Source organism: Rhizobium sp. GCM10022189 (assembly GCF_042656325.1).
GTDB lineage: Bacteria > Pseudomonadota > Alphaproteobacteria > Rhizobiales > Rhizobiaceae > Rhizobium.
Genome location: NZ_JBHSOR010000004.1, coordinates 385,793 through 409,310 on the forward strand (window position 1 = coordinate 385,793; position 23,518 = coordinate 409,310).

The 23,518-nt window shown below is 61.1% G+C and carries 20 protein-coding genes and 1 pseudogene; 15 read left to right on the plus strand and 6 right to left on the minus strand.

What is annotated here, in order from left to right:
- Positions 1 to 29: 29 nt before the first annotated feature.
- The 3 genes from ACFPWW_RS06265 to ACFPWW_RS06275 form a co-directional block, all read right to left on the minus strand.
- A complete protein-coding gene (locus ACFPWW_RS06265) occupies positions 30 to 944 on the minus strand; it encodes an NAD-dependent epimerase/dehydratase family protein (RefSeq protein WP_377311014.1) in 915 nt (304 codons plus the stop codon).
- Complete coding sequence (locus ACFPWW_RS06270) at positions 941 to 1,765, minus strand: glycosyltransferase (protein ID WP_377311016.1); 825 nt, start codon at positions 1,763 to 1,765, stop codon at positions 941 to 943. Before ACFPWW_RS06270 ends, ACFPWW_RS06265 begins: the two co-directional genes overlap by 4 nt.
- Positions 1,766 to 1,832: 67 nt before the next feature.
- Positions 1,833 to 3,053, minus strand: a complete 1,221-nt coding sequence (locus ACFPWW_RS06275; RefSeq protein ID WP_112563967.1) for an NAD-dependent epimerase/dehydratase family protein — start codon at positions 3,051 to 3,053, stop codon at positions 1,833 to 1,835.
- A 119-nt stretch (positions 3,054 to 3,172) separates the two neighbouring features.
- Here ACFPWW_RS06275 and ybgC point away from each other — a divergent pair, with 119 nt between their 5' ends.
- From ybgC to glmM, 11 genes are all read left to right on the plus strand, one after another.
- Positions 3,173 to 3,622 carry a tol-pal system-associated acyl-CoA thioesterase gene (gene ybgC, locus ACFPWW_RS06280; protein WP_112703648.1) on the plus strand — a complete coding sequence of 150 codons (450 nt, stop codon included), beginning with the start codon at positions 3,173 to 3,175 and terminating at the stop codon, positions 3,620 to 3,622.
- Positions 3,623 to 4,022: 400 nt separating this feature from the next.
- A complete protein-coding gene (gene tolQ, locus ACFPWW_RS06285; protein ID WP_112563971.1) occupies positions 4,023 to 4,742 on the plus strand; it encodes a protein TolQ in 720 nt (239 codons plus the stop codon).
- Positions 4,743 to 4,756: 14 nt separating this feature from the next.
- Complete coding sequence (tolR, locus tag ACFPWW_RS06290) at positions 4,757 to 5,212, plus strand: protein TolR (RefSeq protein WP_112563973.1); 456 nt, start codon at positions 4,757 to 4,759, stop codon at positions 5,210 to 5,212.
- A gap of 8 nt (positions 5,213 to 5,220) precedes the next feature.
- Complete coding sequence (locus ACFPWW_RS06295) at positions 5,221 to 6,360, plus strand: hypothetical protein (protein ID WP_112563975.1); 1,140 nt, start codon at positions 5,221 to 5,223, stop codon at positions 6,358 to 6,360.
- Positions 6,361 to 6,762 (plus strand): cell envelope integrity protein TolA, encoded by a 402-nt coding sequence (locus ACFPWW_RS06300; RefSeq protein ID WP_377311020.1) that lies wholly within the window; start codon positions 6,361 to 6,363, stop codon positions 6,760 to 6,762.
- Positions 6,763 to 6,782: 20 nt separating this feature from the next.
- Positions 6,783 to 8,093, plus strand: a complete 1,311-nt coding sequence (gene tolB, locus ACFPWW_RS06305) for a Tol-Pal system beta propeller repeat protein TolB (protein WP_112563978.1) — start codon at positions 6,783 to 6,785, stop codon at positions 8,091 to 8,093.
- A 158-nt stretch (positions 8,094 to 8,251) separates the two neighbouring features.
- Positions 8,252 to 8,782, plus strand: a complete 531-nt coding sequence (pal, locus tag ACFPWW_RS06310) for a peptidoglycan-associated lipoprotein Pal (RefSeq protein WP_112563980.1) — start codon at positions 8,252 to 8,254, stop codon at positions 8,780 to 8,782.
- Positions 8,783 to 8,941: 159 nt separating this feature from the next.
- Positions 8,942 to 9,937, plus strand: coding sequence for a tol-pal system protein YbgF (ybgF, locus tag ACFPWW_RS06315; RefSeq protein ID WP_377311030.1), 996 nt, complete (start codon positions 8,942 to 8,944; stop codon positions 9,935 to 9,937).
- Positions 9,938 to 9,948: 11 nt separating this feature from the next.
- Positions 9,949 to 11,358 (plus strand): tRNA lysidine(34) synthetase TilS, encoded by a 1,410-nt coding sequence (gene tilS, locus ACFPWW_RS06320; RefSeq protein WP_377311035.1) that lies wholly within the window; start codon positions 9,949 to 9,951, stop codon positions 11,356 to 11,358.
- Between the two features lie 97 nt (positions 11,359 to 11,455).
- Positions 11,456 to 13,387, plus strand: a complete 1,932-nt coding sequence (gene ftsH, locus ACFPWW_RS06325; RefSeq protein ID WP_112563986.1) for an ATP-dependent zinc metalloprotease FtsH — start codon at positions 11,456 to 11,458, stop codon at positions 13,385 to 13,387.
- A gap of 242 nt (positions 13,388 to 13,629) precedes the next feature.
- Positions 13,630 to 14,982, plus strand: coding sequence for a phosphoglucosamine mutase (gene glmM, locus ACFPWW_RS06330; protein ID WP_377311038.1), 1,353 nt, complete (start codon positions 13,630 to 13,632; stop codon positions 14,980 to 14,982).
- A gap of 59 nt (positions 14,983 to 15,041) precedes the next feature.
- Here the strand turns inward: glmM and ACFPWW_RS06335 are convergent, their stop codons facing one another.
- Positions 15,042 to 15,656, minus strand: a complete 615-nt coding sequence (locus ACFPWW_RS06335) for a class I SAM-dependent DNA methyltransferase (RefSeq protein ID WP_377311040.1) — start codon at positions 15,654 to 15,656, stop codon at positions 15,042 to 15,044.
- 322 nt (positions 15,657 to 15,978) lie between these two features.
- On the opposite strand from ACFPWW_RS06335, the gene ACFPWW_RS06340 reads away from it, so the two are divergent.
- The 3 genes from ACFPWW_RS06340 (at position 15,979) to serA (ending at position 19,969) form a co-directional block, all read left to right on the plus strand.
- The gene (locus ACFPWW_RS06340) at positions 15,979 to 16,824 is read left to right on the plus strand and encodes an outer membrane protein (protein ID WP_112703644.1); all 846 of its coding nucleotides are present in this window, start codon (positions 15,979 to 15,981) and stop codon (positions 16,822 to 16,824) included.
- A 286-nt stretch (positions 16,825 to 17,110) separates the two neighbouring features.
- On the plus strand, positions 17,111 to 18,289 hold the full coding sequence (locus ACFPWW_RS06345; protein ID WP_112563993.1) for a phosphoserine transaminase: 1,179 nt from the start codon (positions 17,111 to 17,113) through the stop codon (positions 18,287 to 18,289).
- 84 nt (positions 18,290 to 18,373) lie between these two features.
- Positions 18,374 to 19,969: a phosphoglycerate dehydrogenase gene (gene serA, locus ACFPWW_RS06350; protein WP_112753241.1), complete on the plus strand. Its 1,596-nt coding sequence runs from the start codon at positions 18,374 to 18,376 to the stop codon at positions 19,967 to 19,969.
- A gap of 89 nt (positions 19,970 to 20,058) precedes the next feature.
- Here the strand turns inward: serA and ACFPWW_RS06355 are convergent.
- Positions 20,059 to 20,270 (minus strand): annotated as a pseudogene (locus ACFPWW_RS06355) (hypothetical protein).
- 272 nt (positions 20,271 to 20,542) lie between these two features.
- Here ACFPWW_RS06355 and ACFPWW_RS06360 point away from each other — a divergent pair.
- Positions 20,543 to 22,624, plus strand: a complete 2,082-nt coding sequence (locus ACFPWW_RS06360; protein WP_377311043.1) for a putative bifunctional diguanylate cyclase/phosphodiesterase — start codon at positions 20,543 to 20,545, stop codon at positions 22,622 to 22,624.
- Here ACFPWW_RS06360 and ACFPWW_RS06365 read toward each other — a convergent pair.
- On the minus strand, positions 22,616 to 23,494 hold the full coding sequence (locus tag ACFPWW_RS06365) for a LysR family transcriptional regulator (protein WP_377311045.1): 879 nt from the start codon (positions 23,492 to 23,494) through the stop codon (positions 22,616 to 22,618). The genes ACFPWW_RS06360 and ACFPWW_RS06365 overlap by 9 nt on opposite strands.
- Positions 23,495 to 23,518 lie beyond the last annotated feature (24 nt).

Genomic DNA, 23,518 nt, shown 5'->3' on the forward strand with positions numbered 1-23,518 from the left:
CGATTACATTTGGGGCGCACTTTGCCAGATCAGACTTGCGTGGAACTGGGCCGGGGAAGCATTTGTTTCTCGGCTAACTGCCCCATCGTCTGCTCGAAAAGAGGCATGCCGCCGGGCTTCCAGCCAAGCGCACGGATCTTGCCCGTATTCATGGCACAAAGCTTCGTCTTGTCCGCTCCCTCGGGCAGCGGGAAGGGACAGTGGGCGCGATGTTTTATCGGTGAAAGAATATCCCTTGTGTCGACGGCGATATCCGAGACGTTGAAGACTTCCCCGGAAATCCGGGTGCTTTCCGTTTCCAGCATCAGCCGCACGGCGCGGCCGAGATCGCGCCCGTGTACTTCGGTTCCGGCGCGCGCGGGGACAGGTCGGCCGGTGAGATAGTCGTCGATCAGGCGATCCCATTTGTTTGGAGAACGGTCGCCATAAACGCCGGTCGAGCGCAGGCTTGCTCCCGCAAAGCCTGGGCCGGAAAGGTGGGCGAGCGTGCGTTCCGCGTCAAGCTTGACCTGGCCGTAGAGGGTTTCAGGTGCTGCGGCCATGGTTTCGAAAAGTTCGGAGCCCGATGCGTGTTCGCCATAGGCGGCGCGGCTGGACAGGAAGATGCAACGGCGCGTGCCGGCGCGCTTTGCCGCTTCGAAGAGCTTTGCCGTGCCGTCGAGATTCTGGCGGCGGAACGCCTTCGGGTCATCGCCTTCGCCGCCGCGGTATTTTCCTTCGACGTGGCTGAAGGCGGCGTGCACGAAGAAATAGGCGTCATCGAAGGCGCCGATAGCGTCCTCGTCCGGATCGAGCGAGAGCGGAGCGAAATCGACCGGACGGGAGAAGGACCGAGGGAGCGGTGCGCGCCGTCCGCCGACTATCACCTGATATCCGGCCGACAGCAGCTCTTCGACGATATAACGTCCGACGAGGCCTGTCCCGCCCGATACCAGTACTTTCATCCCGCCTCATCCGGATTGGCCAGAGATGCGATCTCCGGCACAGGGCCGCCCGTGTGGAAACTGTGCCACAAATCGATCAAGGGTTGTAGCCTTGTCGCCTTGGGATGATCTTTTTCCCAAGGTTTTTCATATTGATAGTGCAGGATGGAAATGCTCTTCCAATCCCACAGGGCCGGCATTGTGAACCAGACATATTGCAGCATGTTGTAATAGACCGGCAGGCCGTGCCAATCGGGAAAGAACGTCTCGAGGAAGGTCTGGTCGGTGCGCCGCCAGAAAATGGCGGGCTGATCCAGAAGCTCGAGCATGCGCCGGAAGGTTTCCTCCGACGGACGGGCAACGAAGACGCCGGAATTCATGCGGCGGAAGTCGGCGAGACTTTCATAGACATTCGGTGCTGCGGAGAATTCCGGGTAGTCGAAGAGTTTGTCGATGTTCTTCAGAACGATCGCGTCCGCATCGATGAAAACGCAACGCTCATATTCGACGAGCTGCCAGAGGCGGAGCTTGCAGAAGTTATCGAGCGGCGAATGAAAGGCCGGCTTGCGGCCTTTGGTGAAAGGGGCGGCTGCGTGGAGACTGCCGCGTGCATGGCGCTCGTTGAAGGCATCGGACAGCGGCAGATGCTCGACTTCGATCAGCCGGCAGCCGAGACTTTCCAGCGGGGCGAGGCTGGCCGCGACGACACCGCCGGTATGCAGGATGACGATGGCGGCCTCCGTGCCCGTGCGGCGCAGGGAGTTTGCCAACGCCGTGGCACCCAGGGCGTAATCGGCATTGGTGACAAGAGTGACGTAGGCGAAACGCGGGGCGGGGGTCATGGATGCGGAGCACTTTCCTGAACGGCCTCGCTCCCGCGGGGGCGGTACGTCGAAAGGAAAGCGCCACTCATGATACGGACTTCAGCCGCTTGCCTTCCGGGTCGTGATTGATCGTCGCGGCAATATCCTTCGTCCAGGCGGAGACGGCCGGGACACGGGAGCGGTCGACGCGGTAGGCGAATTTCCTGGCGACCTCGACGATTTCGTCCAGCAGGCCTGCCTGCAGGGTGATCGGATTGAGGCCGAGGCCCAGGAACTTATCGTTCTTGACGACGAGATCGTTCTCGGCCGCTTCCTTGCGCGGGTTGGGCAGCCAGACGATCTCGGCGCCGCTCATCCTGGCGATCATCTCGGCGAGATCGCGCACGCGATGGGTCTCCGTCATCTGGTTGAAGATCTCGACGCGGGAGCCGCGGGCGGGCGGGTTCTTCAGCGCCAGTTCGATGCAGCGGACCGAATCCTGGATATGGATGAAGGCGCGTGTCTGGCCGCCGGTGCCATGAACCGTGAGCGGATAACCGATGGCCGCCTGAATGAGGAAACGGTTCAGGACCGTGCCGTAATCGCCATCATAGTCGAAACGGTTGATGAGCTGCGGGTGACGGCGCGTCTGTTCGGTGTGCGTGCCCCAGACGATGCCCTGATGCAGATCGGTGATCCTGAGGCTGTCATTCTTGGCATAGAACTGAAAGAGCAACTGATCCAGGCATTTGGTCATGTGGTAGATCGAGCCGGGATTGGATGGGTAGAGAATTTCCTGGGAGGCCGTTTCGCCGTCCATCGTTTCGATGCCGACGGGCAGATAACCTTCGGGGATGGCGGCTCCAACAGTCGAATAGCCATAGACGCCCATCGTGCCGAGATGGACCAGATGTGCATCGAGCTGCAGTTCGACCAGCGCGTTCAGGAGGTTATGTGTGGCGCTGACGTTGTTGTTGACGGTGTAGTTCTTGTGGCGGTCGCTCTTCATCGAATAGGGCGCGGCACGCTGCTCGGCGAAGTGGATGATCGCGTCCGGCCGGTTTTCCGCGAGCCATTTCTTCAGCAGTTCGTAGTCGCGGGCAAGGTCGATGAGATTGAAGTGGATGCGGCGGCCGGTCTCTGCGTGCCAGATACGGGTACGCTCCTGGATGGAATCCATCGGCGTCAGCGACTGGACGCCGAGTTCGGTGTCGATCCAGCGGCGCGAGAGATTGTCGAGGATGTGGACGTCATGCCCGGCATCGGAGAGATGCAGCGAGGTTGGCCAACCGATGAATCCGTCTCCGCCCATCACTGCAATCTTCATGCCACTGGCTCCTCATGGGTTGCTTCCTAACGGGAATAATTAGGAAATATGACAATTGTTCAATGCTTGCCTGTCGAGACGCGTTGCGTCAAACAGGGCCGGAAAGTTTGGAGAAAATTATGGCGGAACACGGCTTTTCTATTTCCGGAGAACTCACCGAGGCGGGGCACCGGCTCGTGCAGCGGGTCTATTATGAAGATACGGATTTCTCCGGTCTGGTCTATCACGCACGCTATCTGCATTTCCTCGAACGCGGCCGCACGGACTATCTTCGCTGCCTTGGCGTCGAGCAGCGCGAACTCGTCAATGCCGACGAGGAAGGGCTCGTCTTCGTTGTCCATCGCATGGAGATCGACTTCAAGAGCCCGGCGCGCATGGACGATATCCTGACCGTCGTGACCCATACCGAAAAGGCCGGCGGCGCCAAGATGGTGCTCAACCAGGAGATCCGCCGCGACGAAACGCTGCTGATATCGGCAAAGGTCATCATCGCCGTCATCAACGCAAAGGGGCGGCCGCGCCGGTTGCCGGAGGCACTGGCGCGGCAGATGCTTATTCCGGAAAGCTGAAAGGGTCGGGATGGGCAGCCGTTTCCTGCGTCAAACTGGCGGAATCGAGGGCTTGTAAAAACTTGAATTTTGTGAAGGAATTGCCGCGCTGCAAGATGAGCGCTGTGTTCAGCAACCGGACAATTCTCCGGTCAAGTTAATCCAGGAACAAAATCTCCCGCGACATTCCCGCTGTCATAGTCCGGCACTAACGATCTATTAACCATAATGGTGTCTTACTCGCGGAGTCGGAGTTTGTGCGACGCACGCCTTCCTTTGACCAAATTTGACGGCAAGAAGGCGGAAGAAGAGCTTGGAAGCTTGACCAGGGCTTTGGGCGGCGGCCGCCAGACATTCTTGCGAGATCACTTTGTGCCGCCCGGTCAAGCGCCGGGCGTTTGGATTCGGGGATTTTGGATCTATGGAACAAGTAGGATTGGCAGCAGCCACGACCGACGTCAGCCTCTGGTCGCTTTTCATGCAGGCTGGTCTTGTCGTCAAGCTGGTCATGCTCGGCCTCATCGCCGCCTCGGTATGGACCTGGGCGATCGTCATCGACAAATATCTGGCTTACGGCCGTGCCCGCCGCCAGTTCGACAAGTTCGAGCAGGTCTTCTGGTCGGGCCAGTCGCTGGAAGAGCTCTACCGGACGCTTTCGGAGCGCAACAATACCGGCCTTGCGGCGATCTTCGTTGCAGCGATGCGCGAATGGAAGAAATCCTTCGAGCGCGGCGCGCGGTCGCCGATCGGCCTGCAGATGCGTATCGACCGCGCCATGGACGTAACGCTTGCCCGTGAATCCGAATATCTCTCGGCCCGCCTCGGCTCGCTTGCAACGATCGGCTCGGCCGGCCCGTTCATCGGCCTCTTCGGCACGGTCGTCGGTATCATGACCTCGTTCCAGGCAATCGCCGGTTCGAAGTCGACCAACCTTGCGGTCGTCGCACCCGGTATCGCGGAAGCGCTTCTGGCGACCGCCATCGGCCTCGTCGCCGCTATTCCGGCGGTTATCGCCTACAACAAGTTCTCCGCCGACGCCGGCAAGCTCTCGGCTCGCATGGAAGGCTTTGCGGACGAATTCTCCGCCATCCTTTCGCGCCAGATCGACGAGAAGCTGCAGCCGCGCCAGGCCGCGCAGTAACGGAGTAGACGACCATGGGTATGGCTGTAGGAGGCAATAGCGGAGGAGGCGGCGGACGCCGCCGCCGCGGTGGCCGCAGCAAGGGAGTAATCTCCGAAATCAACGTGACGCCGCTGGTCGACGTCATGCTCGTGCTGCTCATCATCTTCATGGTGGCGGCCCCGATGATGACGGTCGGCGTGCCGATCGACCTGCCGGAAACGCAGGCCAAGGCGCTGAATTCCGAGACGCAGCCGATCACGATTTCGGTCAAGAACAGCGGCGAAGTCTATCTGCAGGAAACGCCGATCCCGGCCGAAGAGATTGCGGCAAAGCTCGAGGCGATCGCCACCACCGGCTATAACGAGCGCATCTTCGTGCGCGGCGATGCGACGGCGCCTTACGGCGTGATCGCCGACGTCATGGCCCGCATCCAGGGCGCGGGCTTCAAGAATATCGGCCTCGTGACGCAGCAGAAGAAGGACCAGTAACGCTCAAGATGAAGACCAGCGTCGTCACATCTGCGGTTCTGCACGGGCTGGTGCTCACCTGGGCGCTGGTGTCGCTGAGCGCTCCGGAATCCTTCAAGGTGGAGGATTTCGAGGCGATGCCGGTCGATCTCGTGCCGGTGGAATCCATTACGCAGATGCAGCAGGGCGACAAGAAGGCTCCGAAGAAGGAGACTTCTGCGCCGGTGCCGACGACTCGCCCGCCGATCGCGCAGCCCGCGGAAAATGCCGGCGACAACAATGTCGACCTGAAGACGCCGCCGGTTCCGAACGCAAAGCCGAGCAACAGCGAAGCGGCTGCCGCCAATTCGAGCGACAAGCCGCAGCCACAGATCGACCCCAAGCCGAACGACGTCAAGGAAATCAACAAGGAAGAGACCGAGGTCGAACAGCCGAAGGAAGTCGCTTCCATTCCCCAGACCAAGCCGGCAGAAATAACGCCGCCGCCGAAGCCCGAGGAAAAGCCGCCGGAAGAACAGGCCAAGCCTGAAGAGCCGCCGAAGCCGGATGCGGAAGCATTGCCCGACAAGGTGCCGACGCCGGTCGTCAAGCCGCAGGTCAAGCCGCCGGAGCCGAAGGCTGCCGAAAAGCCCCCGGAGAAGACCCCGGACCAGCCGAAAGCTGCGGAAACGCCGACGGACAAGAAGAAAGCTGACAAGAAGCAGGAAGTGGCGAAATCCGCGTCGTCGATGAAGAGCGACTTCAATGCGGACGAGATTTCGGCACTTTTGAACAAGACCGATCCCTCTGCCGGCGGTGCCAAGCGTTCGACGCAGGAAGCGTCGCTGGGCGCAAAGAAGGCCACCAACGGCGCTTCGAAACTGTCTCTCAGTGAAATGGATGCGCTGAAGAGCGCAATCGCCGGCAACTGGTCGGTCATTCCTGGCATGGAAGGCATGGCGGATGTGCGCATCAAGGTGCACATGAAGCTCGATCAGGACGGCAATATCATCGGTGAACCGGAAGTCGAAGCGACCGGTGGCGATAATGATTCTACCCGCCGGGCTCTGGCAGGCGGCGCTTATCGTGCCATCATGAAATCGGCGCCGTTCTCAAGCTTGCCGAAAGACAAATACGACGCCTGGAACGAAGTCGTCGTCAATTTCGATCCGAGCGATCTGGGAATCTAGATGCTGACGGACCTCTCGCACGGTACCAAGTCTCTTGCCGCCGCGATCCTGTTCGGCGCGCTGACGGGCTTTGCCTGCGAGGTATCGGCGCAGCCCTTCGGGACAGCGACATCCGACGCGTCAGCGGAATCAATCCGTCAGGCAGTATCCACTTATTTCAATGTCCCGGCAGATTCGCTGAAGAGTGGCAAGGTTCTGATCACTGTTCACCTGAAGCTTGCGATCAAGGGGTCGCCGCTGGTAACGGCGTCGGGCGGCGATGAGGCTGCGCGGCAAAGTCTGTCAGCTGCAGCTCTCCGCGCGGTGCAGCGCGCGTCCCCATTCACCACGCTTCCGAAAGACAAATACGAATCCTGGAAAGAAGTCGTCCTGCGCTTCGAACCCGGCGATCCGACTCCATAGATGCTGAAAGGCTGTTTGGTATGACAAAGTGTTCCTTCTTCCGCGCCATCATGGTCGCAGCCGGCCTGATGACCGCCGCCGCCTTTGCAACGCCGGCCAACGCGCTTGTTGAGATCAACATCAACAAGGGTAACGTTCAGCCGCTGCCGATCGCAGTGACGGACTTCCTGCAGGGCAACATGGGCGCGCAGGTTTCCCAGGTCATTGCCGCCGACCTGCAGAGGTCCGGTCTGTTCGCGCCGATCAACAAGACGGCCTTCATCGAGAAGATTTCCAATCCGGACGCCTCGCCGCGCTTCGAGGACTGGAAGGTCATCAATGCCCAGGCCCTGGTCACAGGCCGCGTCACCCAGGAAGCGGATGGTCGCCTTCGCGCCGAATTCCGTCTCTGGGACACTTTTGCCGGCCAGCAGATGACCGGCCAGCAGTTCTACACGCAGCCGGAAAACTGGCGCCGCGTCGCCCACATTATCGCTGACGCGATCTACAAGCAGATCACCGGCGAAGAGGGTTATTTCGATACCCGTGTCGTCTTCGTATCCGAATCGGGCACCAAGCAGCAGCGCAAGCGGCAGCTGGCGATCATGGACCAGGACGGTTTCAACGTGCGCATGCTGACCGATGGCAGCGACCTCGTCCTGACGCCGCGTTTCTCGCCGAACCGGCAGGAAGTCACCTACATGTCCTTCGCCAACCAGCAGCCGCGCGTCTATCTGCTGCAACTCGAGACCGGGCAGCGTGAGGTCGTCGGCAATTTCCCGGGCATGACCTTCTCGCCGCGCTTTTCTCCCGATGGCCAGAAGGTCATCATGAGCCTGCAGCAGGAAGGCAACTCGAACATCTACACGATGGACCTGCGCTCGCGCACGACAACCCGCCTGACGTCGACGGCTGCGATCGACACGTCGCCCTCCTATTCGCCCGACGGCAATCGCATCGCCTTCGAAAGCGACCGCGGCGGACAGTCGCAGATCTATGTCATGAATGCCGACGGCTCGGGCCAGACCCGTATTTCCTTCGGTGACGGCCGCTATTCCACGCCGGTCTGGTCGCCGCGCGGCGATCTGATTGCCTTCACGAAGCAGTCGGGCGGCAAGTTCTCGATCGGCGTGATGAAGCCGGACGGTTCGGGCGAGCGCATTCTGACGACCGGTTTCCATAACGAAGGCCCGACCTGGGCGCCGAATGGCCGCGTCATCATGTTCTTCCGTCAGGCCGCGGGGGCGGGCGGTCCGCAGCTCTATTCGATCGACCTGACGGGTTACAACGAACAGCTCATCAAGACCCCGACCTTTGCATCCGACCCGGCCTGGTCGCCGCTTCTGGAGTAGTGGAGGGCTGAAAAATCGCCTTCATGTCGCCGCAAAGTCCTGAAAATGGGCAATGCAGGGACAAATCAGCAAATCGTTAACCATAATCTTTGATGGCCGGTTAACCGAGTGCGGTTACTGTCCGGCAACCCTGATTGAAGTCGCAAGGAGACCCGGCCATGAGCCGAATTCACACCCCGGCAATGAGCCGTCTGCAGAATTTCGCCCGCAACCCCGTCATGATCGCACTTGTCGCCGGCCTCGCTCTTGCGAGCTGCGCCAACAAGAAGAACGTGCCGAACAGCGCTGGCGATCTCGGCCTCGGTGCCGGCGCGGCAACGCCTGGCTCCGCCCAGGACTTCACGGTCAATGTCGGCGACCGTATCTTCTTCGACACCGATTCCACGACGATCCGCGCAGACGCTGCCCAGACGCTCGACCGTCAGGCCCAGTGGCTTGCCCGCTATCCGAATTACGCAATCACGGTCGAAGGCCATGCCGACGAACGCGGTACGCGCGAATACAACCTCGCTCTCGGCGCCCGTCGTGCGGCCGCTGCCAAGGATTATCTCGCTTCGCGCGGCGTTCCGGCCCAGCGTATGAAGACGATCTCCTACGGCAAGGAACGTCCGGTTGCCGTCTGCGACGATATTTCCTGCTGGTCGCAGAACCGCCGCGCCGTCACCGTCCTCGGTGGCGCAGGCATGTAATTTCCGGCAAAACCGGGATTTTGAGGAGGCGGCCCCTTGCAGGCCGCCTTTCTTTTTGACCACACTTTGGCCAGACTCCGTTGCTTTTTGACAGCAATTGGAAAAATCTCCTGTTCGTGCCATCGGGGCGCGAAGAATCACTGGGACAGGACGATACAGATGAAGAAACTAGTCGTGGCAGGCATGCTGTGCCTTGCGGCCGTGACCGGGAGCGAGCGAGCGGCTTATTCCGCTTCGTTCTTCGGCTTGCATATCGGCGGCCAATCCGCGCAACAGGGCCAGCCGACAGCGCCAATTGTCAAGGTGCAGAGCGGCGATGCGGAAATCCGCATCCAGCAGATGGAAGACCAGATGCGGCAGCTGAACGGCCGTATCGAGGAAATGAGCTATCAGCTCCTCCAGATGCAGGAGACGATCCGCAAGCAGCAGGAAGACAACGAATTCCGCTTCCAGCAGCTCGAGAAGACGGGCGGCGCAAGCGGTGGCGGCGGAGCCAAGACGCCGGTGAAGAAGAGCGAGGCCGATGTCGCGCCGCCGGCATCCGGCGGTGGTGACGATATCGCCAGGGTCATCCAAGCCCCGCAGGGAGCCGAAACGGCTCCCTCCACCGATGTGCCGGCCAATGACGGCCTCGGTCAGCCGCCGCGCGAACTCGGTTCCATCCAGTTCGACCAGAACGGCAACCCTGTCGGCAATTCCATGAACGAAAACGCGACGGTCGGTTCCGCACCGCTGCCGGATGCGGCCGGACCACAGCAGACGGCCTCGCTCGGTAGCGAGGGCGACCAGTACAGGGCGGCCTACGGCCACGTGCTTTCCGGCGACTATGGTACGGCCGAGCAGGAATTCACCCAGTACATTTCCCGTTATCCGAACAGCGCACGCGCCCCGGATGCCAATTTCTGGCTCGGTGAGGCGCTTTATTCGCAGGGCAAGTTCAACGAAGCGGCGAAGACCTTCCTGAACGCCCACCAGAAATACGGCACGTCCGAAAAGGCGCCCGAGATGCTGTTGAAGCTTGGCATGTCGCTTGCCGCGCTCGACAATACCGACACGGCCTGCGCCACGCTTCGCGAAGTCACCAAGCGCTATCCGAAGGCCTCCCGTGCCGTTATAAACAAGGTCGCGAGCGAACAGAAACGTCTCGCCTGCTAAGGTCTTCCGGTTTGCTTCCGGAAGACCCCATTTCTCCCGAGGCGGCAATCAGCCGTTTCCTCGCTTCGCTTAAGACGCCCGCGCGCATTCTCGTCGCGATTTCCGGCGGGAGCGATTCCAGTGGCCTGCTGCTTTTGCTGCGAGACGCGCTGAAGGCCAACCCTGATATTCCCATTTCCCTTTGCGCCGCGACTGTCGATCACGCTCTGCGCAGCGAATCCGCGAATGAGGCCGGCCGGGTCGCCGCTCTCTGCGCGTCGTCGGGCATTGTGCACCGGACGATGGTCTGGCAGGGGGAAAAACCGAAAACCGGCATCATGGCCGCAGCACGCGAGGCGCGTTACGGCCTTCTTGCCGAGGCGGCGCAAGCGCTCGATGCGAGCCTCATCGTGACCGGGCATACGCTGGACGACCAGCACGAAACGCTGCAGATGCGTGGAATGCGCGCGGAGCAGATTTCGACCGGCATTGCGGACGGCGTGCTGTTCGACCGGCGTTTCTGGATCCTGCGGCCGCTACTTTTCTCCACGCGGGCCGATATCCGCCGCTATCTGACCGCGCGCGACGTGGCCTGGATCGACGATCCCAGCAACGAGGATGTGAAATACGAGCGTGTGCGGATGCGCCGGCAGCTTGCCGCCGAGGGGAGCGCCGGGACCGATGTCCGCGCTGCCTGGAGGGAGCGGCTGGCCCTTTCTTCCGATGGGGCCGCGTGGCTGGATCGCCATTTCCGGCTCCATGGCGGTTTGCTGGGGCAGGTGATGCCTGAAGGCTTGAGGCAGGATCGCGGAGTTCTTGACTATGCGCTCGGTCGTCTGACGGCCGTTTTCGGCGGCCAGCCGTTTGTACCGGGACGGATGCAGATGGAGCGACTTCTGGCATTCGCCACCGCTGGCAAGCCCGGGCGCACGACTGTCGGCCGCGTCGTATTCGATCTGCGGCATGACGGGCTTTACCTGGCACGCGAGAGCCGGGGCATCCTGCCTCTGGTGCTGCGGCCGGGAGAGCTCGGGGTCTGGGATGGGAGATTTGCTGCGAGAAACAGGTCAGGGGCAACCATAGAAATCGTGGCGCGTGCCGGCGCGACGAATGACGTAACAAGGCGGAAGGGGTCTTCCGCCCCCGAGGACCAGGATTTGCCGGATCCCGGTCACGGGCGGGGCGATGACCGGGACTGGAGCCGGGATCTGCCCCGGGCGATATGGAAACGGGCAGCCGCCTCTGCGCCGGTCATCTCTGCCCGGGAGGGGTCTTTATTGCCGGAAACGGCGCGGTCGGTCGATTTGGCGCCCCATTTTGCCCCCTTCGACCGCTTTTTGACACGATTTGATTTCACCTTTGCCGACAGGCTTTCGGCAGTTTTCTCAAGGGCGCCCTATGCGGAGCCGCCTTTAAGAAGTATTGACGGAAAAACGATCTGACAGAGTGGATTGCCTTGGCAATGGCCTGGCGCAACCCTATGTTAGAGACCAAATATGACGGCCGCCATGAGGCGACCGTCCAGTGCTGGGGAGTTCGATGAACCCTAACTTACGTAATTTCGCCTTGTGGGCGATCATAGCGCTTCTGCTGATCGCCCTCTTCAGTATGTTCCAGACGGCTCCGGCGCAGACGGGTTCGCGTGAAATCCCTTATTCGCAGTTCCTGCGTGAGGTCGACGCGGGCCGGGTGAAGGATGTCGTGGTCACCGGCAACAGGCTGACCGGAACCTATCTGGAGAACAACAATACGTTCCAGACCTATTCGCCCGTGATCGACGACAGTCTGCTCGATCGCCTGCAGTCCAAGAATGTTGCCGTCACTGCGCGTCCGGAAACCGATGGTTCTTCCGGCTTCCTCAGCTATCTCGGAACGCTGCTGCCGATGCTGCTGATCCTTGGCGTCTGGCTGTTCTTCATGCGCCAGATGCAGGGCGGTTCCCGCGGAGCGATGGGTTTTGGCAAATCCAAGGCCAAGCTTCTGACCGAGGCGCATGGCCGCGTCACCTTTGACGACGTTGCCGGTGTGGACGAGGCCAAGCAGGATCTCGAAGAAATCGTCGAGTTCCTGCGCGACCCGCAGAAGTTCCAGCGCCTCGGCGGCAAGATCCCGCGCGGCGTGCTGCTCGTCGGCCCTCCCGGTACCGGCAAGACGCTCCTTGCCCGCTCGGTTGCCGGCGAAGCCAACGTACCGTTCTTCACCATTTCCGGTTCGGACTTCGTCGAAATGTTCGTCGGCGTCGGTGCAAGCCGCGTGCGCGACATGTTCGAGCAGGCCAAGAAGAATGCGCCCTGCATCATTTTCATCGACGAAATCGACGCCGTCGGCCGCCATCGTGGCGCCGGTCTCGGCGGCGGTAACGATGAACGCGAACAGACGCTGAACCAGCTCCTCGTCGAGATGGACGGCTTCGAAGCCAATGAAGGCATCATCCTGATCGCCGCGACCAACCGTCCCGACGTTCTCGATCCGGCGCTGTTGCGTCCGGGCCGTTTCGACCGGCAGGTCGTGGTTCCCAACCCCGATATCGTCGGCCGCGAGCGCATCCTCAAGGTTCATGCCCGCAACGTTCCGCTGGCGCCGAATGTCGATCTCAAGGTCCTGGCTCGCGGCACGCCCGGTTTCTCCGGTGCCGATCTGATGAACCTCGTCAACGAAGCTGCCCTCATGGCCGCCCGCCGCAACAAGCGCGTCGTCACCATGCAGGAATTCGAAGACGCCAAGGACAAGATCATGATGGGTGCGGAGCGCCGCTCTTCGGCCATGACCGAGGCGGAGAAGAAGCTCACGGCCTATCACGAGGCCGGTCACGCCATCACCGCGCTGAACGTCGCCGTCGCCGATCCGCTGCACAAGGCAACGATCATTCCGCGCGGCCGCGCACTCGGCATGGTCATGCAGCTCCCCGAGGGCGACCGTTACTCGATGAGCTACAAGTGGATGATCTCGCGCCTGTGCATCATGATGGGCGGCCGCGTTGCCGAAGAACTGACCTTCGGCAAGGAGAACATCACGTCGGGTGCTTCGTCCGATATCGAGCAGGCGACCAAGCTTGCCCGTGCGATGGTCACTCAATGGGGCTTCTCCGACGAACTCGGGCAAGTTGCCTATGGCGAAAACCAGCAGGAAGTCTTCCTCGGTCATTCGGTTTCGCAGTCGAAGAACGTTTCGGAAGCCACCGCGCAGAAGATCGACAACGAGGTGCGCCGCCTGATCGACCAGGCCTATCAGCAGGCCAGGGACATCCTGACCGAAAAGCACGACGAGTTCGTCGCCCTTGCCGAGGGGCTGCTCGAATACGAAACGCTGACCGGCGAAGAGATCAAGGCGCTGATCCGTGGGGAAAAGCCTGCGCGCGACCTTGGCGATGATTCGCCTCCGAGCCGTGGCTCGGCCGTGCCGAAGGCCGGTGTGCGCCCTGCTTCCAAGGGTGACGAACCCGAGGGCGGGCTGGAACCGCAGCCCCACTGAAATAAAAGGGGATTTCTCCTAAAGGGCCGGATTTCCACAGGGAATCCGGCCCTTTTAATATTAGTAACAGGATATAATCGGTTTTCTTGGTAATTTACGTGCCGGTTGCGCGGTTTTGTGGCATTCCGCTGACTGAAGACAGGTCTGAATCAAGGTTTCAGGCGCAGCACCAATCTTGACGACGGATTCCTGGTTGAGAAATGCGTAAGCTTCTACGACGCGCGGAAAGCGCAGGAGTGCATATGAAAAGACGTTATTTTGGGACGGACGGCATCCGTGGCGAGGCCAACATCTTCCCCATGACGCCGGACCTTGCCATGCGGGTCGGCATCGCTGCAGGCACGATCTTTCGCAACGGCGCCCATCGCCATCGCGTGGTGATCGGCAAGGATACGCGCCTTTCGGGATACATGCTGGAGAATGCCCTGGTGGCAGGTTTTACCGCGGCCGGGTTGGACGTGTTCCTGCTCGGGCCTATTCCGACGCCGGCCGTTGCCATGCTGACCCGTTCGCTCAGATGCGATATCGGCGTGATGATTTCGGCTTCGCACAATCCGTTCCAGGACAACGGTATCAAGCTTTTCGGCCCCGATGGTTACAAGCTCTCCGACGATATCGAGGCGCAGATCGAAGACCTGCTCGAGAAGGACCTGTCGGGACAGCTTGCCAAGGCTGAGGAAATCGGACGCGCCAAGCGCGTCGACGGCGATATCTACCGTTATCTCGAGCACGTCAAACGCACCTTGCCGCGTGACGTGACCTTGCAGGGCCTGCGCGTCGCAGTCGATTGCGCCAACGGTGCAGCCTACAAGGTGGCACCCGCCGTGCTCTGGGAGCTCGGCGCCGACGTGGTGACGATCGGCAACGATCCGAACGGTACGAACATCAATCTGAATTGCGGCTCCACCAGCCCCGTCGCCCTGCAGAAGAAGGTCGATGAGGTGCGCGCCGATATCGGCATTGCCCTCGATGGCGATGCAGACCGCGTCATCATCGTCGATGAGAACGGTTCGATCGTCGATGGTGATCAGCTGATGGCCGTCATCGCCGAGAGCTGGGCCGAGAGCCAGCAGCTGCGCGGCAACGGCATCGTCGCGACCGTCATGTCCAACCTCGGCCTTGAGCGTTTCCTCGAGGACAAGGGCCTCGGCCTTGCGCGCACGAAGGTCGGCGACCGCTATGTCGTCGAACACATGCGCCAGCACAATTACAATGTCGGTGGCGAGCAGTCCGGCCATATCGTGCTTTCGGACTATGGCACGACCGGCGACGGTCTGGTGGCGGCGCTGCAGATCCTTGCCGCCGTCAAGCGCACGGGCAAGACGGTCAGCGAAGTCTGCCGCCGCTTCGAGCCGGTGCCGCAGCTTCTGCGCAATGTCCGCATCGCGGGCGGCAAGCCGTTGGAAGACCTGCAGGTGGTCAAGGCGATTGCCGATGCGGAAGCCGAGCTTTCCAAGAACGGCCGCCTCGTTATCCGCCCGTCCGGTACCGAGCCCCTGATCCGCGTCATGGCCGAGGGCGACGACCGTGCTCAGATCGAGCGTATCGTCAACGATCTGATCGGCACGATTTCGAGCGTCCGCAGCGCAGCCTGAAAGCGCCGCAAAAGAGATTGAAAAAGCCGGCCCTCGCGCCGGCTTTTTCATTGGTGGCTCTATCGGTGTTGGGCGAGCCAGACCGTGTGGTTGCCGCAGGTCGGGTCTTCGGCTTTGTGAGCGACAACTGCAAAACCGTGATCCTGCAGCAGGGCACGGTATTCGTCCGCGCCGAGGCTGCTGTGATAAAGCGGCTCGCCGACGAAGACGCCCATGGCTTCACCATGGGCCGGACCGCTGGTGAACATCAGCGCCGTTCCCGGCTTCGAATGGGCACGGAACAACGGGAACATGCGCCGCTGATCTTCCGCTGTCAGATGGAAGAAGCTGTCCCAGGCAATCAGCCCATCGAAACTTCTGCCAGACGAGAGGCGGCGCATGTCTGCGACCTGCCAGCTGGCATTCGGGAAACGCGTTCGGCACATGTCGATCAGGCTGGGTGAGGAATCGATGCCGGTCAGCGCATAGCCGCTTTCGATGAAATGGCGCGCGAGGGGCTCGCCGGACCCGCAGCCGATATCGAGAATCGCGCCGCCTTGCGGGATCAGTGCGGTGAAGCGATCCAGCCAGCTGCGCTCAAAAAGCGTCTTGCCGCGGCTCGCATCCCAGATTTTGGCATGCCGCTCGTAGAGCTCGGTAATGTTATCGGCGGCCTGGCTGCTGCTGTTCTGCATATGCTGATCCGACATTGAAAATATTAGCCTTCTTAAGCGGTCCGCGGCTCAAAGACCATGCGTGTGATGCGGTTTGCCTCTCTTTCCGCTCTCTTTGTCTGCTGCCGTGAAATTAGCGTCCCTTTTATTTGTCCGGTTGCCGATCTTGGAAGTCAAAACGGGAGGGGCGCGCGCATTTACTTTTCTGAAACATGTTCCGCTGCGAATATGCGAATTACTTCTTATGGTTAAGCAGCTTTTAACGTTTCCGATTCATTATCCATAAAAAGCGTATCCGTTTTGGCGGCCACTGCGCGCCGACGCAACCGACTGGGGTGAATCCATGAAACGAACTTTGTCCGGTATTTTCGCCGCGCTGCTGGTCGCGTCGAATGCATATTCTGCCGATCTTGCTCCGGTCGAGCCCGTGCCGGAACAGCCGCCGGAAGTCGCCGTCAGCGAAGCCACCGGCTGGTATCTGCGCGGCGATGTCGGCTATGCCTTTACCGACCTGCGCGGCGCGAAGTTCTTCCAGGGCAGCAATGCTCTCGAAGCCGATTTCGACAGTGCGGATCTGGACGATACCTGGACCCTCGGCGGCGGTGTCGGCTATCAGATCAACAGCTATCTGCGCACCGATTTGACCTTCGACTATCTCGCCAAGTCTGACTTCCACGGTTCGACAACGGGCGGCGGCGCTGCCTTCGGTGCCTGCGTTGTCGCATGTACTTCGCGCGACGTATCGTCGATGACGGCCTACACGCTTCTCGCCAACGCCTACGTCGATCTCGGCACCTATGCCTACTTCACGCCTTACGTCGGCGCCGGTATCGGTGGTTCCTACGTCAAGTGGAAGGACCTCCGCAACGTCGCCTGCGCCGATGACGGCAGCGGTTGCGATGACGAGGTCGTCCATGGCGGTCGCGGCGGTTGGCGGTTCAGCTACGCCCTCATGGCCGGCGCTTCGATCGACGTGACCTGCAACGTCAAGGCCGACGTCGGCTACCGTTACCTGCATATCGATGGCGGGAACATGTTCGGCTACAACGAAAACGGCGGTCCGGGCCGCGACCGTGGCGTCAATGTCCACGAAGCTCGCGTCGGCGCCCGCTACCTGTTCGGCGGATGCGCACAGCCGGTCGCCTACGAGCCGCCGGAAATTCCGCTGCAGCAGCCGGTCTATAAGTAAGCCCAGAGCTTCAAGGATAATCGAAAGCCGTCCGTAGAGGGCGGCTTTCTGTTTTGGCGGATGATTCCTGAGGCCACTGCCAGGATGCCCCCGCGCCGAAGGGGCGGGCGCGGATCTGCGCTGGTCCATGAAACCAGCGGGACCTGACTGAAAACGTGATCGCCGCTGCGGCAAAATAGCTTCCAGAAACGACATCACCCGCTTGACTATGACGGGCTTCGCCCATAAACACGGCGGCGGGACACTCCTCCCCAACGAGGAGCCATCTATCTGGAAGGGTAGCAATATGGCGAATACCGCAAAGCCGGACGTGCGTCCGCAAAACACCCATTTTTCTTCTGGCCCCTGCGCGAAACGTCCTGGTTGGACGCTCGAAGCTCTTTCCGACGCGGCCCTTGGCCGTTCGCACCGTGCGAAGGTCGGCAAGGCCAAGCTGAAGCAGGCGATCGATCTTACCCGCGAAATCCTGGAAGTGCCTGCGGATTACCGCATCGGCATCGTACCGGCTTCCGATACCGGTGCTGTCGAGATGGCGCTGTGGTCGCTGCTCGGCGAGCGCGGCGTCGATATGGTCGCCTGGGAAAGCTTCGGTGCAGGCTGGGTCACTGACGTCGTCAAGCAGCTGAAGCTCAAGGACGTTCGCAAGATCGAAGCCGGCTACGGCGAGCTTCCGGACCTTTCCACCGTCGATTTCGACCGTGACGTGGTCTTCACCTGGAACGGCACGACCTCTGGCGTGCGCGTTCCCAACGCCGATTTCATCCCTGCCGACCGCAAGGGCCTGACGATCTGCGATGCAACCTCTGCCGCCTTCGCGCAGAACCTCGATTTCGCCAAGCTCGATGTCGTCACCTTCTCCTGGCAGAAGGTTCTGGGCGGCGAAGGCGCGCATGGCATCCTCATCCTGTCGCCGCGTGCCGTCGAGCGGCTGGTTTCCTACCAGCCGGCCTGGCCGCTGCCGAAGATCTTCCGCCTGACGTCGGGCGGAAAGCTGATCGAGGGCATCTTCCAGGGCGAGACGATCAACACGCCGTCGATGCTTTGCGTCGAGGATTATATCGATGCGCTTCTCTGGGCCAAGCAGCTCGGCGGGCTCAAGGCGCTGATCGGTCGCGCCGATGCCAATGCCAAGGTGATTGCCGATTTCGTCGCTGCAAACGACTGGATCGCCAACCTCGCCGTCAAGCCGGAGATCGAATCCAACACGTCGATCTGCCTGAAGATCGTCGACAAGGATGTTGCAGCTCTCGATGCCGATGGCCAGGCGAATTTTGCCAAGGGCCTCGTCGCTCTCCTCGAAAAGGAAGGCGTTGCCTTTGATATCGGCGCTTATCGCGACGCGCCGTCCGGCCTGCGCATCTGGGCAGGTGCGACGATCGAGACCGCCGACATGCAGAAGCTGATGCCCTGGCTGTCCTGGGCCTTCGCAACGCAGAAGGCTGCGCTTTCCCAGGCTGCTGCCTGATGTGATCGCATCCGGCTCCGCCTGATGGCGGAGCCTCGCATTCCCGATTCAAGTTTATCGCTGAACTCTTTGAAGGAGGCCCGCATGGCACCTCGCGTTCTCGTATCCGACGAACTGTCGGAAACCGCCGTCCAGATCTTCCGCGATCGCGGCGTCGAAGTCGATTTCCAGCCGCAGCTCGGCAAGGACAAGGACAAGCTGTTCGAAGTCATCGGCAATTATGACGGCCTTGCCATCCGTTCTGCCACCAAGGTGACGGAAAAGATCATCGAAGCCGCCAAGAACCTCAAGGTCGTCGGCCGCGCCGGTATCGGCGTCGACAATGTCGATATCCCGGCCGCCTCGCGTCGCGGTATCATCGTCATGAACACGCCCTTCGGCAACTCGATCACGACAGCCGAACATGCGATCGCCCTGATGTTTGCCGTTGCCCGCCAGCTTCCGGCAGCCGATCTCTCCACGCAGGCCGGCAAGTGGGAAAAGTCGAAATTCATGGGTGTCGAAATCACCGGCAAGACGCTGGGCGTCATCGGCGCCGGCAATATCGGCTCCATCGTGTGCGCCCGCGCCATCGGCCTGAAGATGCATGTCGTTGCCTATGACCCGTTCCTTTCCAAGGAGCGCGCCGAGGAGATGGGCGTCACCAAGGTCGAGCTCGACGAGCTGCTCGCCCTGGCCGATTTCATCACGCTGCATGTGCCGATGACGGACAAGACGCGCGGTATCCTGAACAGGGAAGCGCTTGCCAAGACCAAGCCCGGCGTTCGCATCATCAATTGCGCCCGCGGCGGTCTCGTTGATGAGGCAGCCCTTGCCGATGCCATCAAGTCCGGCCATGTCGCCGGTGCGGCTTTCGACGTGTTTGAAGTCGAGCCTGCCAAGGAAAGCCCGCTCTTCGGCCTGCCGAACGTCGTCTGCACGCCGCATCTGGGCGCATCGACCACGGAAGCGCAGGAGAACGTCGCCCTGCAGGTTGCCGAGCAGATGGCCGATTACCTCGTCAAGGGTGCGGTTTCGAACGCCATCAACATGCCGTCGATCACGGCGGAGGAAGCGCCGATCCTGAAGCCGTTCATCAAGCTCGCCGATGTTCTCGGCGCCTTCGTCGGCCAAGTCACGGAAGAGCCGATCAAGGAAATCGAAATCCTTTATGACGGCGTAACCGCCAGCATGAATACGCGGGCGCTGACCTCGGCGGTTCTTGCCGGCCTGATCCGCTCGCAGGTGGCCGACGTCAACATGGTTTCGGCACCGATCATGATCAAGGAAAAGGGCATCATCCTCTCCGAGGTCAAGCGCGACAAGTCGGGTGTCTTCGACGGTTATATCAAGCTGACGGTGACGACGGAATCCATGACGCGCTCGGTTGCCGGAACGGTCTTCTCCGACGGCAAGCCGCGTTTCATCCAGATCAAGGGCATCAACCTCGACGCCGATGTCGGCAGCCATATGATCTATATCGCCAATACCGACGTCCCCGGCATGGTCGGCTTTATCGGCACGACGCTTGGCGCGGCCGGCGTCAACATCGCCAACTTCCAGCTCGGCCGTGACAAGCAGGGCGGTGACGCCATCGCTCTTCTCTATGTGGATGCAGCCGTGGACGATGTCGTTCTGGGCAAGCTGACGGCCCATCCGGCGATCCGGCAGGCCAAGCCGCTGACCTTCAACGTCGATTGAGTTTTCCTCCCAAGGAAAGACATGAAAAACCGGCCCGGTCTCCGTGCCGGTTTTTTATTTGGTCCAGCTGCACCGTCCGTGGCCCGTGATCAGTGGCGGGTCGTATCCGTGTCGTGATGCAGGAAACTGTCTCTGCTCGCGTCGAAAACCCTGAAGAATTCGTCCCAGGAAATATTCTCGACAGAGGTTTCCTGCCTAACTCGACTCCGACCAGGCCGCTTTTCATCCGGGCGGGATGGCCGCCGCGTGCTTCGATCCATTTCCGGATCTTGTCGTGGTTTGTCATTGCGGAGGTGCCCATCGTTGCCTCCCTGCAGATGGGTTGTATTTTCAGCTGGAAATAACTCTTTGGAAATGAATTGGTTCCACCTGACAATCAGCTATGTGTTCGAACCTTGGGGTGGCGGTCGGCAGAACTTTCAACTGTATCGCGAATTGGCTGAGTTTTGAAACGTCCGCTGCTTATTTTACAGGCGGCCGCCCAAAGTTTGGGCCTCTTATGATTGTGATTTTATTTAGCTTTCTCGGCTATACCACTTTCCATATTGGTTTCAGTTCCGCGTGAATTTCTCAATGGCCTCGTTTCAGACGATATCCGGGCAGCCCGAAGCCCTTGTCGACGATTTCCGTTCGCTGTTTGCGACGCATCCTTCCCCGATGTGGGTCTACGATCCCGATACGCTACGCTTCCTGATCGTCAACGATGCGGCGCTCACGCTCTACGGCTACAGCCCGCAGGACTATCAGCGCATGACCGTGCTCGATATCCGCCCGGCAGCCGAGCGGGAGCGGATGCTCAGCGCCGTTCATGATCGTTCCGACATGGAGAAGGCCGAGCGCTGGACGCATCTGAAGGCCAATGGCGAGACCATCGAAGTTCTGACATACGGACGGGAAGTGCGTTTCGAAGGAAGGAATGCCATCCTGGCGATCGTGCAGGACCGGACCGAGGTGAATGCCGCACAGCGCCAGATCACCGATACGCGTTCCCTGCTCGACAGCATCGTCGATAACCTGCCGGTCGGCGTCTTCGTGAAGGATATGGGCGAGGATGGCCGCTATATTCTGCTGAACGAGGCCTGTGGCGAGATCATGGGCTTTGATGCCGGCGACGTGGTTGGAAGGACGGACCGGGACTTCTTCCCGCTCGAGCAGACCGCGATCTTCCGTAAACAGGATCACGAGGCATTCGCCACCGGTGCGACGATCAGCTTCGAGGAAACGATGGAGCGGGCTGACGGCGGCAAGCGGATCCTGCGCACTGTCAAGCGTGCCCTGCCAGCGCCCGAGGGCAAGGAGCCGCGCTATCTGCTGGGCATCTCCCACGACGTGACGGAAGAGCGCGCGGTGGAGGCAAAGCTTGCGCATCTTGCCATGCACGACTCGCTCACGCGCCTGCCGAACCGCGCCGCCTTTTCCAAGCATATCCGCAAGCAGGCCATCACTGCTTCCGTCGAAAAGCCGGTAGCGCTGCTCTATATCGACGTCGATCATTTCAAGACAATCAACGACAGCAAGGGCCATGCCGCCGGCGATGCGCTTCTCTGCCAGGTGGCGGAGCGTTTGCTGGCTCTTGCCGACGAGGGCGATCTCGTGGCGCGTCTCGGCGGCGATGAATTCGCCGTCGTGCTGCAGCTCGTCGAACCCGACCGAGCCGAGCGTTTTGCCGATCTGCTGCTCAAATCGCTTGCCAGGGCCTTTGATCTCGATGGCACGCGAGAGCATGTCACCTGCAGTATCGGCATTGCGCTGGCACCTGTCGATGCCGGCGAAGCGGAGGTGCTGATGCGCCATGCCGACCTTGCGCTCTATGCCGCCAAGGAAAGCGGCCGCTCGACCTACCGGTTCTACGAGCCGGCGATGCGGCTCGAGGCCGAACGCCGGCACCATCTGACCGGCGAATTGCGCGATGCGCTCGAACATGGCCAGTTCGAGCTTTACTACCAGCCGATCATCCAGCTCGATGATGATGACATCGGCGGTTTCGAGGCGCTGATCCGCTGGCGGCATCCGCTGCGCGGTCTTGTGCCGCCGATGGAATTCATTCCGCTGGCGGAAGAAACGGGGCTGATCGTTCCGATCGGCGACTGGGTGTTGCGGGAGGCCTGCCGTGCGGCCGCTTCCTGGCCGGACCATGTGAAGATCGCGGTCAATCTGTCTGTCAGCCAGTTCCGCCATGCGAGCCTGCTTTCCAGCGTTGTCTCGGCACTCGACGAGGCGGGTCTGCGCCCCGAGCGGCTGGAAATCGAAATCACCGAATCCGTCTTTTTGACCGATGTCGCGCAGAGCCTGCCGCTGCTGCGGGCGCTGAAGGAACTCGGGGTGCGCATTGCCATCGACGATTTTGGCACGGGCTATTCCTCGCTCAGCTATCTGCGTGCCTTCGCTTTCGACAAGATCAAGCTCGACCGCAGCTTCGTGTCCGGCATCGAGACGGACCCCGGCAACCTTGCCATCGTGCGGGCCGTGGCCGGCATCGGCTCCGGTTTCAACGCGGTGACGCTCGCCGAGGGCATCGAGACCGAGGAGCAACTGCAGAAGCTGCGGGCGGAAGGCTTTGGCGAGGTGCAGGGATTTCTGCTCGGCAAGCCCATGCCGCAGCATGAGGCGGAAGCATTGATCTACGGTCGCCAGCAGAAGAAGGCGTCAGCCTGAAATCATCGCATCGAAAGCATCGGCTGCCTTGCTGCGATAGCGCTCCTCATGGCGCAGCAGGAAGAAGGGCCGGGGCAGGGGTGGCATATTCACCTCGGCCAAAAGACCGGTTTCCAGCTTCATGGCAATGACGCTGCGCGACATCAGCGTCGCGCCGATTCCGGCTTCGACGACGCCGACGAGCGGCTCGTTCTCCGGCAGCACCATCGCCACGTCGAGCGCTTCGATATCAAGGCCGGCCTTGTGCAGAAGGCTTTCGAAGGCAAGGCGGGTGCCGGAGCCCCGTTCGCGCAGAACCCATTGCGTCTGGGGAAAATCAGCCGGACCGCGCGCCTTGCCGTCCGCCCAGGGGTGGCTGGGGGCAACGACGACGATCATCTCGTCCATTGCCACCTGCCTTGCCGAAAGGCCGCGCCGGTCATTCGGCCACTCGATGAGGCCCACCTCCACCTCGCCGTTGGCAACGGCGTTCGACACTTCGGCCGTATTGCCGATGCGAACGGCGAGTTCGATCCCCGGATAGTTCCGCCGGAACGCTGCGAGCCGCGGCGAGAGCCAATAACCGCCGATCGTCTGGCTTGCCATCAGCGAGAGTTCGCCATGCATGAGGCCGGAGAGATCCATCAGCGCAGCCTCAGCCGCCTTTGCGCTGGCAAGTACGGCCTGGGCTTCCTTCAGAAACAGCTGGCCGGTCCGGTTGAGCACGATCGAGCGGCCGACGCGGTCGAAGAGGGTAATGCCGTGGCGGGTCTCCAACGCGGTAATTGCCGCGCTGACGGCTGATTGGGTCATGTTCAGGTGGTCGGACGCCTTGGTAATGTGCTGCCGCGCCGCCACCTCAGCGAATATTCTCAGCTGTTCCAGTGTCATGCCGGCCTCCAGAAATCATTCGAT